This window comes from Polaromonas sp. (genome assembly GCF_012927455.1).
Taxonomy (GTDB): domain Bacteria; phylum Pseudomonadota; class Gammaproteobacteria; order Burkholderiales; family Burkholderiaceae_C; genus Polaromonas.
The window spans coordinates 342698-355907 of record NZ_JABBPE010000008.1 but is presented as its reverse complement, the minus strand read 5'-3'; the positions used below and the strand labels follow the sequence as shown (position 1 = coordinate 355907).

Below are 13210 nucleotides of genomic sequence, written 5' to 3'. Positions count from 1 at the left end.
GCAAACAGCTCCTGACCGGGAAAATTCCCGCGATCCATCCCGATGCGGCCTATTTTCCGGACAAGCAGTCAGCGGCCGTTTCCAGCGTGACGGCCGAAGACAGAAGTAAAAAAGCCCGACATCTTGCGACATCGGGCTTGAGGCCGAAAGGCCGTGCTGTTTACGGCTTGCTGGCTGTAGGAAACGGCCAGGCAGCCTGCGGGTTCAGCGTCGTCTGAGCGGCAGGCGCTGTCACAACAGCTGCTGCATTCGCAGCGGGTTTCTTCGCGGCTTTCTTCGCAGCGGGCTTTTTCGCGGCTTTTTTTGCAGCGGGCTTTTTCGCAGCTGGTTTCTTCGCCGCTGCTTTCTTTGCTACTTTTTTTGTAGCAGGCTTTTTCGCCGCCGCTTTTTTGGCAGCCGGCTTCTTGGCTGCTACTTTTTTAGTCGCTACTTTCTTTGCCGGGGCTTTTTTCGCTGGCACCTTTTTCGCTGCTACTTTTTTAGCCGTTACTTTTTTAGCTGGCGCCTTTTTGGCCGGAGCCTTTTTCGCTGGCGCCTTTTTAACCGCTACTTTTTTCGCTGGCGCTCTTTTGGCGGCCAATTTTTTAGCCGGCGCCTTTTTAGCCGCTACTTTTTTAGCCGGCGCTTTCTTTGGAGCAGCTTTTTTAGCCGCAGATTTTTTCGCAGTTGCCATAGTTTTCTCCTTGATCACGTTGCAAAGAGCACTTCACGTTTGGAGTACGCGAAGCGATTCACGGCGTTGGGCGGACGGCTTAACCGGGCCCAGCGCCGCGAACACAGGAGCAAAGCCCAACGCGCACTCTGCGGTGCTGTCACTGGTCATTGCAATTCTTGAAGTCATTTTTGTACGAATCTTTTGTCGTTCAATCCCAGGAAAGAGCACCACCGGACTGGTATTCGATCACGCGGGTTTCAAAAAAATTACGTTCCTTTTTTAGGTCGATCATTTCGCTCATCCACGGGAACGGATTCTCCTCGTTAGGGAAGAGAGTTTCAAGTCCAATTTGCGTGGCGCGGCGATTAGCGATGTAGCGCAGGTAGCCTTTGAACATGGATGCATTAAGGCCCAGCACGCCGCGCGGCATGGTGTCCTCGGCGTAGCGGTACTCGAGTTCAACGGCTTTCATGAACAAAGCCTTGATCTCGGCCTTGAACTCTGCCGTCCACAAATGCGGATTCTCCAGCTTAAGCTGGTTGATCAGATCGATGCCGAAATTGCAGTGCATGGATTCATCGCGAAGGATGTACTGGTACTGCTCGGCCGCGCCTGTCATCTTGTTCTGGCGCCCCAGCGCAAGAATCTGCGTGAAACCCACATAGAAGAACAGGCCTTCCATCAGGCAGGCAAACACAATCAAAGACTTGAGCAGGGTCTGGTCAGTTTCGGGGGTGCCGGTCTTGAAGTGGGGGTCGGAAATCACCTCAATGAAAGGAATCAAGAACTGGTCTTTGTCCCGGATCGACTGCACTTCGTTGTAAGCATTGAAGATCTCCGCCTCGTCCAGGCCCAGCGACTCGGTGATGTACTGGTAAGCATGGGTATGGATGGCTTCTTCAAAAGCCTGACGCAACAGGAACTGGCGGCATTCGGGCGCCGTGATGTGGCGGTAGGTTCCCAGCACGATGTTGTTGGCGGCGAGCGAATCGGCGGTGACGAAGAAACCCAGGTTGCGCTTGACCAGGCGGCGCTCATCTTCGGTCAGGCCGTTTGGATCTTTCCACAGCGCGATGTCGCGCGTCATGTTCACTTCCTGCGGCATCCAGTGGTTGGCGCAGCTTGCGAGGTATTTTTCCCAGGCCCATTTGTATTTGAACGGCACCAGCTGGTTGACGTCGGTCTGGCCGTTGATGATGCGTTTGTCGGAAGCCTTGACGCGCTGGGCCTTGACCGGTACGGCCGCGGCGGATGCGTTGTTCGCAGCGGCTTGAGATGCGTAGGGGGCTTCAAAAGATTCAAAGGAAGCGCCATCATGCAGCGTATGCAGGGGGGCTTGAGGCAGTGCGGAAGAAGGATGCGGATGCGCGGGCGAGCGGCTATTGGACAGGCCACTGGGGAGAGAGTTTTGCGGCGATGGTTTGACTTCTTCGTCCCAGGTCAACATAGAGGTTCCAATATTTTCTGATTATGAAAGCAGCGCTACAAAATGAAAAGTGTTCATTTACATCGCTGCAAATTTGTGTTGCTCAATTGCATCGAATCGTGCGCTGGTTTTCATCGCACGATTCGATATTTTTTTATTGGCAAGCCTCGCAACCTGGATCGTCGATCGCGCAGAACTTGATATCGGTTGCGGGTGACGCCATCATTTGCATATGCGCCGTCGCTGCGGCCATCTCAAGCGCGGTCATTGCGCCGCTTGCCGCTGCAGGGCCGGATGAAACCGAGTTCATCTTGCCCGCTTTCACGGTAGATTTTTCGGCGTGCGTGGCGCCCATGGTGCGCAGGTAGTAAGTGGTTTTCAGCCCGCGCACCCAAGCCAGCTTGTAGGTGTCGTCAAGCTTTTTGCCCGATGCGCCCGCCATGTAGATATTGAGAGATTGCCCCTGGTCAATCCATTTCTGGCGACGCGCGGCCGCCTCCACGATCCACGAGGTTTCCACTTCAAATGCCGTGGCGTAAAGCGCCTTGATGTCGTGTGGCACGCGGTCGATCGGGCGCAGCGAGCCGTCAAAATGCTTGAGGTCCACCACCATCACGTCGTCCCACAGCCCCAGGCGCTTCAGATCATTGACCAGGTAGCCGTTGATCACGGTGAATTCGCCCGACAGGTTGGATTTCACCGAGAGGTTGCCAAAGCATGGTTCGATGCAGGCGTCCACTCCGATGATGTTGGAGATGGTGGCGGTCGGCGCAATGGCGACGCAGTTGGAATTGCGCATGCCGTCCTTGGCGATCTTCTGGCGCAGCGCCTCCCAGTCCAGCGTGGCAGAGCGGTCAACTTCGACATAACCGCCGCGCTGCTCAAGCAGCAGGTCCAGCGTATCCAGCGGCAAAATGCCTTGATCCCAGAGCGAGCCCTTGTAGCTGGCGTACTTGCCGCGCTCTTTGGCGAGCTCGGTCGATGCCCAGTAGGCGTGGAAGCAGACCGCTTCCATGGACTGGTCGGCAAAGTCGACCGCTGCCTGTGAAGCGTAAGGCAGACGCAACTCGTACAGGCAGTCCTGGAAGCCCATGATTCCCAGACCCACCGGGCGGTGCCGCATATTGGAGTCGCGGGCTTTTTTGACGGCGTAGTAGTTGATGTCGATCACGTTGTCCAGCATGCGCATGGCGGTGGTGATGGTTTTTTTCAGCTTGTCATGGTCGACCGCGCCGTCCTTCAAATGCTGGACCAGGTTGACCGAGCCGAGGTTGCACACGGCAGTTTCGGTCTCGCTGGTGTTGAGCGTGATCTCGGTGCACAGGTTGGACGAGTGCACAACACCCGCGTGCTGCTGCGGTGAGCGAATATTGCAGGCATCCTTGAAGGTGATCCAGGGATGGCCGGTCTCGAACAGCATGGACAGCATCTTGCGCCACAAGTCGGTGGCCTGGAGCTGACGCGAGGGCTTGATCTCGCCGCGTTCGGCCCTGGCTTCATAGGCCGTGTAAAGCGTCTCGAATTCCTTGCCGAATTTGTCGTGCAGGTCAGGCGTGTCGTTGGGCGAAAACAATGTCCAGGTACCCTTTTCCATCACGCGGCGCATGAACAGGTCGGGAATCCAGTTGGCGGTGTTCATGTCGTGCGTGCGCCGGCGGTCATCGCCGGTGTTCTTGCGCAGTTCCAGGAATTCCTCGATATCGAGGTGCCAGGTTTCCAGGTAGGCGCAGACCGCACCCTTGCGCTTGCCGCCCTGGTTGACCGCTACGGCGGTATCGTTGACCACTTTTAGGAACGGCACCACGCCCTGGGATTCACCGTTGGTTCCCTTGATATGGGCGCCCAAAGCGCGCACCGGCGTCCAGTCGTTGCCAAGGCCACCGGCAAATTTAGACAGCAGGGCGTTTTCCTTGATGGCGTCGTAGATGCCGCCCAGGTCATCGGCCACCGTGGTTAGGTAGCACGACGACAGCTGCGAACGCAGCGTTCCGGCATTGAACAGCGTCGGCGTGCTCGACATGAAGTCAAACGATGAGAGGATTTCGTAGAACTCGATGGCCCGCTCTTCACGGTTAATTTCATTGAGCGACAGCCCCATCGCCACGCGCATGAAGAAGGCCTGCGGCAACTCGATGCGCTGCTTGCGCAGGTGCAAAAAGTAGCGGTCATACAGGGTCTGCAGCCCAAGGTAGTCAAACTTCAGGTCGCGTGCGGGCTTGAGTGCCGCGCCCAGCCGGGCCAGGTCGAACTGCTGCAGCTTCTCGTCGAGCAACTCGTTCTGCACTCCTTTGGCAATAAACGCCGGAAAGTACTCGGCATAGCGGCTGGCCATTTCTTGCTGGCTGACTTCTTCGCCCAGCACTTCCTTGCGGATGGTGTGCATCAGCAGGCGTGCGGTGGCGTAGGTGTAGTCCGGATCTTTTTCAATCAGGGTGCGGGCCGCCAAGATGGAGGCCTTGTAGACCTCCTCGATCGGCACGCCGTCGTACAGATTGCGCATGGTCTCCTGCACGATGGGTGCGGCCTGGACATCGGCGCCCAGGTCGGCACAGGAGGCTTCAATCAGTGCCTGCAGCTGGCGCAGGTCGAGTGCCACCTTTTGGCCGCCATCCGTCACATGTAGCAACGCTGCCTCGGGCGCCGCGGCTTGCGGCTGGCGCGCCCGTTCCTGCGTGCGTTTTTCACGGTAGAGCACATACGCACGGGCAATTTCGTGGTGCCCGTCGCGCATCAGGGCCAACTCCACCTGGTCTTGCACGTCTTCAATATGAAAGGTTCCGCCACTGGGGCGCGAACGCACCAAGGCGCGAATCACAGTCTGCGTCAGGCCGTCCACTGTTTCACGAACACTGGCCGAAGCCGCGCCCTGAGTGCCATGAACGGCCAGAAAAGCCTTCATCATGGCCACGACGATCTTGCCGGGTTCGAACGGCACGACGGCGCCGTTGCGGCGAATGATCTGGTAGTCGGCGAGCGGATTGGCTGGCGCGTCGATAGCGGTGCTGGCGGGGTTGCGAGCCGAAACGCTGGACGTGGCGGGCACTGGACGTTGTGCTGTCTGCATGAATTCCTCTTTTGCTTGGATTTATAACGGGTTTGAAGGGTGGCGCAGGACAGTCTGCAGCGGTGGCAGGCCGGTTCCGCCGGCGCGCTGATTTCTTCGCTGTCTGACCGAAATCACATCAAACTGAATGAAGGCTTAGACACTATACCTAGGGTCTAAGGTGAACACAAGCCACTACCGGTAGCGTATCGTGGACTGAATTCACTGTTACCTTGTGGGGCCGAATTGTTTTGTTTTTTAACGTCTCGACAAGCCGCAGGAACGACTCACCGAATCGCGTTCAACGCCTTGTTTGACAAGGCTGCAGTCAGACCGGCCCAGCGCCGGCGCGGCTCGGCGCGGCTTTGTCTGAGGTAATGCCGGCCCGTGCTGGAGATTAAAAAATGCCCGCTGTTTTATTTTTTCCGCGCGGGGCACCGCCCAGTGCTTGCGCAGATCAGCTGACTGCGGGAAAACACCGAGCCGGCGCAGCCAGCGAGGCTTGCAAGCGGGGCCAGTCAAAACCCGGACCAGGGTCCTGTTTGCGTCCTGCTGCAATGTGCTCGTGCCCGGCAATGTGCGCGATCGGATAGGCCTGCAGCAGCGCCGCGCACAGCCCCGCCAGGGTTTCGTATTGCGGCGCTTCAAAGCTGCCGCCTTCGAGTCCTTCGAGCTCGATGCCGATGGAGTCGTCATTGCAGTTACCGCGCCCGCGGTAGCTTGATTCCCCAGCATGCCAGGCCCGGTCACCGCACGCCACAAACTGCCACAGCGCGCCGGTGCGGGTGATGAAAAAGTGCGCGGACACCTGCAAGCCGCGAATGCCCTGAAAGTAGGGGTGGGCCTGCCAGTCAAGCTGATTGGTGAAGAGGCGCTGCACGTTGCCGTTACCAAACTCGCCGGGCGGCAGGCTGATTGAATGAATCACGACCAAGTCGATTGGCGCGCCGGCCGGGCGCGGGCCAAAGTTGGGCGAAGCCAGGGCGCGGGCGTAGCGGTACCAGCCGTCCCGCCACAGGGCCGGGTTGCTAAGGCTGGCCGGGTGGCGGTGACGCTCAGGCATCGTCATCGGCTGCCTCCAGAGCGTCATCGTGGCCCGGCGTCAGGATGTTGAGCCGCGCAATGCGATAGCGGATCTGACGCAGGCTCAGGCCTAGCTTGGCCGCAGCGGCCGTGCGGTTGAAACCGGTCTCCTGCAGTACCTTGGTCAGAATGCCGCGCTCTTGCTGGTCCAGAAAATTTTGCAGGTTTTCCGGGACTGCCACAAAACCCTGCGCCGGCGCATCGAAATGCAGGCTGCTGCCTTCGCCCAGCGCCAGCGCGCGGTGCAAAATATTTTCCAATTCCCTGACATTGCCGCTCAAGGGGTGCGAGCGCAGCTGCTCAAGCACCGCAGCGCTCACCTCCGGCATGCCAGAGCCATTAGAGTCGCTTGAGCCGGCTTCCTGGCAAATTTTGGCAAGCAAGGCATGGCAAAGCGCCGGCAGGTCCTCACGCCGTTCGCGCAGCGGCGGCACGGCAATTTCGATCACGTTGAGCCGGTAATACAAATCCTGGCGAAAGCTGCCGGCCTGCACCTCGGCGGCCAGGTCCTTGTGGGTGGCGCTGACGATGCGCACGTCCACCGCTTCTTCCTGCGACGAGCCGAGCGAGCGCACGCTGCGTTCCTGAATGACGCGCAGCAGCTTGGCCTGCATCGCCAGCGGCAGGTCGCCGATCTCGTCAAGAAACAGCGTGCCGCCCTTGGCGGTCTGAAAAAGTCCGAGGCGGTCCTGCGTGGCGCCGGTGTACGCCCCCTTGCGCGCGCCAAAAAACTCCGCCTCCATCAGGTTTTCGGGAATCGCGCTGCAATTGACCGCCACGAAGGGGCCGGCAGCGCGGTGGCTGCAACCGTGCACCGCGCGCGCCACCAGTTCCTTGCCGGTGCCCGATTCACCCTGTATCAGTACCGGTGCCATGCTGCCGGCCACTTTGACAATGCGCGACTTGACGGCGCGCATGGCGGGCGATTCACCGACCAGCTTTTGCAACAGGGTAGAACCCTCGGCTGCCCCAGTCACTTTTGCAGGCGCTGCCGGCGCGCCGGGCGCTGTGCCCATCTCGCGTACGCCGTCCTCCAGCCGGGCCGGCTGCGCCAGACTTCGGGTGCCTTGTATGGCGGACGCCACCACGCTGCGAAACTGCTTGAGGTCAACCGGTTTGGTGAGGTAGTCAAAGGCTCCTGCCTTGAGCGCTTCCACCGCGTTCTCAGCCGACCCATGCGCCGTGATGACGACGCAGCGCTCGGCCCGTTGCTGGCCCAGCATGTCTCGCAGCAGTTCAAGCCCCAGGCCGTCGGGCAGGCGCATGTCGGTGATGACCGCATCGAAGCGATGCTCCTTGAGCTGTTCGCGCGCCTGCAGCAAGTTGCCGGCCGCCTCCACCCGGTAGCCCTCCCGCAGCAGCGTCAGTTCATACAACGTGCGCAGATCGGGCTCGTCATCAATGACAAGAATGTGGGGCGCCTGGGCGGCAGCTAAGGTCGGGCTCATGGTCTCAGACAAGAAGTGTGTCAAAAGCGGGCGGATCAAGGCTAACGGGCTGCGACCCAGGCCTGAACAAGACAAAAAATTCATTGCCTTCCAGGCCTGCGCGCAGCACGCGCTGGTAGCCTATCAGCGCGCCGTGGCCTTCGCACAGTTCCCGGCAGATATACAGGCCGAGACCGCTGGAGCGGCTTTCGGAGGAGAAAAATGGTTCAAACAGATGCGTCTGCACCGATTTTTCCAGCGGCTTGCCGTCGCTCCACACCGAAAGCCGGGCTTGTCCGGCTCCCGCCATCTGGGTGGCCACTTCGATTGCGTGGGCCGAGGTGCTGGCGTAGCGCAGGGCATTGTCCAGCAGGTTGATCAGCAGGCGGCGCAAATGTTCAGGCTCAAACCACACCGCTGCATGGGCGCAGCCTGGGCTTAGCTGCAGGCGCTGAGCCGCCGCGGCTTGCCTGGCCCAGTCTGCCGCGATGCGCAGCACCGTCTCGTCGAGCAACAGCGTGGTGGTGCGGGGCATGGGGATCTGCCCTTGGGCCCGTGAAATGTTCAGCACCTCCTCAACAATTTTGTCCAGGCGCTGCGCGTTTTGCCTGACCATGGTGGTGAGTTGAAGCTGCGCCGGATCGTGCAGGTCTTCTTCGAGCAGCGCGTTGGCTTGCGAAATAGCGGCCAGCGGGTTGCGGATTTCGTGGGCCACGGCCGCCGACATGCGGCCCATGGCGGCCATTTTTTCGGTACGCACGCGTGCCTCCATTTCACGAAGATCCTCCAGAAACATCACGCACAGGCCCTCTTGCGTGTCGCTGGTCGAGGCAGCCAGGCGGGTGCGTACCTGCAGTCTTCTGGCGTTGCCGGCGGTAGATTGCAGGCTGAGGTCTGCCTGTTGCGGCGACCGCGTCGCAAAGGTGTGCTGCATCAGCTCCAGCAGCGGTTGCCAGGCCGCTTCAGAGGCGAAGGTGAAAGGGGCGGCTGGCAGCGCATCGTGCGTGACCAGCAAGCGCCGGGAAGCGGGATTGGCCGAGCGCACCACGCCGTGGACATCGACCACCAGCACGCCTTCGGCCAGCGCTTCAATCACCAGCTCATTGACCTGGCCCTGCATGCGCGCAGCCGACTCGCTGGTCTTGGCCAGATACTCCTCGCGCGCCAGCCGCAAGGCCAGCTGGTTGGCCAGCAGCGCCACCAGAAAAAAGCCCGTGCCGCTCAGACCCGACTGCAGAAAGCGCCCGCTGAATTCAATCAGCGAAGGCAGGGAGCTCCACCAGGCTTCGAGCAGCAGCAGCAGCGTGACGCTGGCAGCCGTGCCGAAAGCCAGCAGGATAGGTCCCAAAAACGACGACAGCAGCACCGGCAGCGCGAACAGCGGGGTGTAGTTGATGCCGCCCGATTGCAGGAAATTGAGCAGCGAAAACGCCAGCACGTCCACCCCAATGGTGGACAGCCATTGCGCATCAAAGCTGCTTCGCGGCGGGCGCGGACTGGCCCAGAGCCGGACCGCCAGCGTGGCACACAGGTAGGCAATGCAGACGGCGATGGACCAGCGATTGCCCAGATTGCCCAGGGCATGGATGAAGGCTTGCAGCACGATCAGCACGCCGGCAATCGCCACGCGTGCCGTCATGAAAACCCGCCAGAGCCGGCCGAAAGCGCCCAGCTCGGGTGTGGCCTGCCGGCTCTCAGACGCGTGTTCTGCCGATTCCAGCCACGAGTGGCCTACGGAAGTCAATCAGCCCCCGGCTTGGCGGCGATGCGCATCGCTGCAGTAAAAACCGTTAGGGCCAGGCAGGGCATCGGAGCGCGGCAGATGCACCTGGCAGACTGCGCAGGCCACCACCTCGGTGACTTCATGCGATGGCTTGGCGGGCGGGCGCTGGCGGCTACGCTGCGCCTCGTTTCGGTCGGCCTCCCGGTTGTGGCGCCAGAGCCAGAAAACGACCACTATCAGCGCCGTGACCAGCAGGTACTTCATGTTCATGCGCGCTTCAGGATGAGTTCTAGAACAAAGCGTGAGCCGGCGTAACCCAACAGCAGCAAGCCCGAGCCCAGGTACAGCAACCGAACCGCCTGGTGGCCACGCCAGCCCAGGCGGGCGCGCCCGGCCAGCAGACCGGCAAAGGTCAGCCATGCCAGCACTGAAAATATTGTCTTGTGGTTCCACTTCCACGCCAGCCCCGGCCCGTAAAGCGTTTCTGCAAACAGCCAGCCGACCAGCAAGGTCGCCGACAACAGCACAAAACCCGCTTCGACGAAACGAAAGGTCAGGCGTTCCAGCGTCAGCAGCGGCACGCCGGCATCGGTGGGCACTGCCAGCCGGATCGCGCGTTCGGAGCGGTTCATCAGCCAGCCATGCACTACCGCGGCGGCAAACAGCCCATACGAGGCAATGCCCAAAGCCCAGTGCAGCGGCAACCAGGGCGACGCGATGACGTGGTAGCTGGTGCCAGGGAAAATCACCGTCACGATGACGGCGGCGCTGCCCAGTCCGGCCAACGCCCAATGCGGCCGCAGCTGCGGAAACAGCCGGCTTTCAATCGCATACACCGTCAGCACCAGCCAGACCGTCATGGACAGCGCAGGCGCAAAACCGAAGCGCGGCGGCTCGCCCAGCAGGCCGTCGGCCAGGGCCAGTGCGTGCAACAACCAGGCCGCCAGCAACAGGCCGCGCAGCGTGGTTGAGCCCAGGCGCGGGCTGACCAGCGCAAGGACCGCATAGGCGATGGCGGCGCCTGCCGCCACCGCAAAACCCCACCAGGCGCTCAAAGCTAAAATCATCGCTAGAGTTTAGCTCCTGCTCAGGTCTGCCCAGACCTTTTTGCTCCCCGCGCGGAGCCTCCATTTCCGGATTCCATCTATGGCTTCAGCCCTTACCGACAAGTTATCGCGCCTCGTCAAGGAAATGCGCGGCCAGGCCCGCATCACCGAAGCCAATGTGCAAGACATGCTGCGCGAAGTGCGCATGGCGCTGCTCGAAGCCGACGTGGCGTTGCCGGTGGTGCGCGACTTCATCGCCCGCGTCAAGGACAAGGCACTCGGCCAGGAAGTGATGGGCTCGCTCTCGCCCGGCCAGGCGCTGGTCGGCATCGTCAGCCGCGAACTGGCGGCGACCATGGGCGAAGGCGTCAGCGACATCAACCTGGCCGCGCAGCCGCCGGCGGTGATTCTGATGGCCGGTCTGCAGGGCGCCGGCAAAACCACCACGACGGCCAAGCTGGCCAAGCACCTGATAGAAAAGCGCAAGAAAAAAGTGCTGACGGTATCCGGCGACGTGTATCGGCCGGCGGCCATCGAGCAGCTCAAGGTGGTGACCAAGCAGGCCGGTGCCGAATGGTTTCCGAGCACGCCGGATCAAAAGCCGGTGGACATTGCCAAAGCCGCGCTCGACTACGCGCGCCGCCACTTCTTTGACGTGCTGCTGGTCGACACGGCCGGCCGCCTGGCGATTGACGAAGCCCTGATGAACGAGATCAGGGAACTGCACGCGGTGCTCAATCCGGTCGAAACGCTGTTCGTCGTCGATGCCATGCAGGGCCAGGACGCCGTCAACACCGCCAAGGCCTTCAAGGAAGCGCTGCCGCTGACCGGCATCATCCTGACCAAGACCGACGGCGACTCGCGCGGCGGTGCGGCGCTGTCGGTGCGGCAAATTACCGGCGCACCGATCAAGTTTGCCGGCACCAGCGAAAAGCTTGACGGTCTCGAAGTGTTTGACGCCGAGCGCCACGCCGGCCGCATTCTGGGCATGGGCGACATCGTCGCGCTGGTCGAGCAGGTGGCGGCCGGGGTGGACATGGCCGCAGCGCAAAAGCTCGCCGCCAAGATCAAGTCCGGCGACGGTTTTGACCTCAGCGATTTCCTGAGCCAGCTGCAACAGATGAAAAACATGGGCGGCCTGTCCAGCCTGCTGGAAAAGCTGCCGGCGCAAATGGCGGCCAAGGCCGGTCAGGTCGACATGGAAAAGGCCGAAAAAGACATCAAGCGCAAGGAAGGCATCATCCAGAGCATGACGCCACTGGAGCGCCGCAAGCCTGAGCTGATAAAGGCCACGCGCAAACGCCGCATTGCTGCCGGCTCAGGTGTGCAGGTTCAGGAAGTCAACCGCCTGCTCAAGGAGTTTGAGCAGATGCAGGGCATGATGAAAAAGATGAAGGGCAGCGGCATGATGAAGATGATGAAGCGCATGGGCGGCATGAAAGGCATGCCGAAGTTCTGATGAGCTGATTTTAGGGGCTAAATAAGCCCCTAGCCCAATAGCTACGGGCGCAATAAGCTATTGAAATGATAGCGAATGCAGTCCTTGGCAAAACCCGGCGCTTGGGTGGTTGGGTGTGCGAGCGATTCAAGCAGATAGCAAGCCCGGGATTGTTCTATCAATGCTTTGCGTCAGTGAGGTCGGCCACCAGCGCGAATGCGAGGTTTGCTATTTATTTCATAGCTGTTTACGCGCGGTTTGCCGGGGCTGGAGGCTGATTTCATACTTGAAGCTAATGGGAGAGGCCAGAGTATTTGCAGGCCATTGCGGCATTGAGGTGCAGGAAACTCGTGTCTCTCATCGCCATAACTTTTGCGTTGCCTCAGCTTTTCTGCTCTGAAAAGTAGGAATAAAGGACCTGACCCCAAGCTTTTTTTGATGATGAAATATGCCTCTAGCCCCCGCTGGACGCTCGTAACTAGCTATCAATTAAATAGCAATCTGTTTTCTGCAACTAGTGCAAGGTGCTCAGATAGGCCGCCATGTCGCGCGCATCTGCCTCGCTCACGCCCATGTCGGGCATGGCGGTCAGCGGTTTCACGGCTTTGGGATGACGCAGCCACTTGACCAGGTTGTCGGGCGTGTTGATCAGCTTGCCAGCAATGACGCGGCGGCTGGCCAGGCCCTTGAGCGGCGGCCCGACCTGGGGCGATGAACCAGTGATGCCGGGAATGGTGTGGCAGGCGTTGCAGGCGTACTGGGTCAGGGCCAGGCGTCCGCGTTCGGCAGAAGGAAGCAGGCGTTGCTCGTCAGCTGGCGCTGGATTGGTGGGGAGCGCCGCACCGCGCGTGGCCTGGGCATAGTCTTGCGGCGTCAGCCCCGGCAGGCGCTGTACAAAAGCCACCACGTCCCACAGCTGTGCATCGTCCAGCCTGAACTCCCAGGCGGGCATGCCGGTCATCTTGATGCCGTGGCGGGTGATCCAGTAAATCTCGCGCGGGCGCCAGCGCTGCATGGCATCGACCAGCGGACCGGGCAGGGGCTGCATGCTTTTGCCGATGTCGCCTTGCGCCACACCGGGCGCGCCGTGGCATTGCACGCACTTGCCGTGGAACAGCAGGGCACCGCGCTGGATGCGCTCGGGCTCGTCCAGCGCCGGGGTCTCAATTTGGCGGGCGCGCAGCCGCACCGAATGGCGCAGGGCGATCTCCAACAGCGAATAGACCGGCTGCAGGTGCTGCGAAGTGGCGGCAACGTTGTAGACGCCGGAGTAAATCACCAGCAAGCCTGCGCCCGCCGCCAGCGCCGTCAGCAGGACGGCGGCAATTGACAGTGCGGGAGCTGCTTTCATGGCTGAGCATTTTGCCGC

At 60.8% G+C, this 13210-nt stretch carries 10 protein-coding genes; 1 reads left to right on the top strand and 9 read right to left on the bottom strand.

Annotation, left to right across the window (positions count from 1 at the left end):
* Positions 1 to 160: 160 nt before the first annotated feature.
* From HHJ18_RS10205 to ccsA, 8 genes are all read right to left on the bottom strand, one after another.
* Positions 161 to 673 carry a histone H1-like DNA-binding protein gene (locus HHJ18_RS10205; protein ID WP_296914749.1) on the bottom strand — a complete coding sequence of 171 codons (513 nt, stop codon included), beginning with the start codon at positions 671 to 673 and terminating at the stop codon, positions 161 to 163.
* Between the two features lie 190 nt (positions 674 to 863).
* Positions 864 to 2102 (bottom strand): ribonucleotide-diphosphate reductase subunit beta, encoded by a 1239-nt coding sequence (locus HHJ18_RS10200; protein WP_296914746.1) that lies wholly within the window; start codon positions 2100 to 2102, stop codon positions 864 to 866.
* Between the two features lie 133 nt (positions 2103 to 2235).
* Complete coding sequence (locus HHJ18_RS10195; protein WP_296914744.1) at positions 2236 to 5145, bottom strand: ribonucleoside-diphosphate reductase subunit alpha; 2910 nt, start codon at positions 5143 to 5145, stop codon at positions 2236 to 2238.
* A 436-nt stretch (positions 5146 to 5581) separates the two neighbouring features.
* Positions 5582 to 6187, bottom strand: coding sequence for a 1,6-anhydro-N-acetylmuramyl-L-alanine amidase AmpD (ampD, locus tag HHJ18_RS10190; protein ID WP_296915187.1), 606 nt, complete (start codon positions 6185 to 6187; stop codon positions 5582 to 5584).
* Entirely contained in the window at positions 6180 to 7655 is a 1476-nt protein-coding gene (locus tag HHJ18_RS10185) for a sigma-54 dependent transcriptional regulator (RefSeq protein ID WP_296914743.1), read from the bottom strand. The genes ampD and HHJ18_RS10185 overlap by 8 nt, the downstream gene beginning before the upstream one ends.
* 4 nt (positions 7656 to 7659) lie before the next feature.
* A complete protein-coding gene (locus HHJ18_RS10180; protein ID WP_296914741.1) occupies positions 7660 to 9378 on the bottom strand; it encodes an ATP-binding protein in 1719 nt (572 codons plus the stop codon).
* Positions 9379 to 9627, bottom strand: coding sequence for a PP0621 family protein (locus HHJ18_RS10175; protein WP_366558825.1), 249 nt, complete (start codon positions 9625 to 9627; stop codon positions 9379 to 9381).
* Positions 9624 to 10424 carry a cytochrome c biogenesis protein CcsA gene (gene ccsA / locus HHJ18_RS10170; RefSeq protein ID WP_296914739.1) on the bottom strand — a complete coding sequence of 267 codons (801 nt, stop codon included), beginning with the start codon at positions 10422 to 10424 and terminating at the stop codon, positions 9624 to 9626. Before ccsA ends, HHJ18_RS10175 begins: the two co-directional genes overlap by 4 nt.
* A 79-nt stretch (positions 10425 to 10503) precedes the next feature.
* Between ccsA and ffh the strand changes: the two genes are divergently transcribed.
* Positions 10504 to 11862: a signal recognition particle protein gene (gene ffh, locus HHJ18_RS10165; RefSeq protein ID WP_296914736.1), complete on the top strand. Its 1359-nt coding sequence runs from the start codon at positions 10504 to 10506 to the stop codon at positions 11860 to 11862.
* A 493-nt stretch (positions 11863 to 12355) separates the two neighbouring features.
* Here ffh and HHJ18_RS10160 read toward each other — a convergent pair whose 3' ends face one another.
* Positions 12356 to 13192, bottom strand: a complete 837-nt coding sequence (locus tag HHJ18_RS10160; RefSeq protein WP_296914733.1) for a c-type cytochrome — start codon at positions 13190 to 13192, stop codon at positions 12356 to 12358.
* Between the last annotated feature and the right edge of the window lie 18 nt (positions 13193 to 13210).

Excerpts from the sequence above, each read along its gene's own strand:
- HHJ18_RS10205 (WP_296914749.1), bottom strand. The coding sequence starts at position 673 with ATGGCAACTGCGAAAAAATCTGCGGCTAAAAAAGCTGCTCCAAAGAAA.
- HHJ18_RS10200 (WP_296914746.1), bottom strand. The coding sequence starts at position 2,102 with ATGTTGACCTGGGACGAAGAAGTCAAACCATCGCCGCAAAACTCTCTC.
- HHJ18_RS10195 (WP_296914744.1), bottom strand. The coding sequence starts at position 5,145 with ATGCAGACAGCACAACGTCCAGTGCCCGCCACGTCCAGCGTTTCGGCT.
- ampD (WP_296915187.1), bottom strand. The coding sequence starts at position 6,187 with ATGCCTGAGCGTCACCGCCACCCGGCCAGCCTTAGCAACCCGGCCCTG.
- HHJ18_RS10185 (WP_296914743.1), bottom strand. The coding sequence starts at position 7,655 with ATGAGCCCGACCTTAGCTGCCGCCCAGGCGCCCCACATTCTTGTCATT.
- HHJ18_RS10175 (WP_366558825.1), bottom strand. The coding sequence starts at position 9,627 with ATGAACATGAAGTACCTGCTGGTCACGGCGCTGATAGTGGTCGTTTTC.
- ccsA (WP_296914739.1), bottom strand. The coding sequence starts at position 10,424 with ATGATTTTAGCTTTGAGCGCCTGGTGGGGTTTTGCGGTGGCGGCAGGC.
- ffh (WP_296914736.1), top strand. The coding sequence starts at position 10,504 with ATGGCTTCAGCCCTTACCGACAAGTTATCGCGCCTCGTCAAGGAAATG.
- HHJ18_RS10160 (WP_296914733.1), bottom strand. The coding sequence starts at position 13,192 with ATGAAAGCAGCTCCCGCACTGTCAATTGCCGCCGTCCTGCTGACGGCG.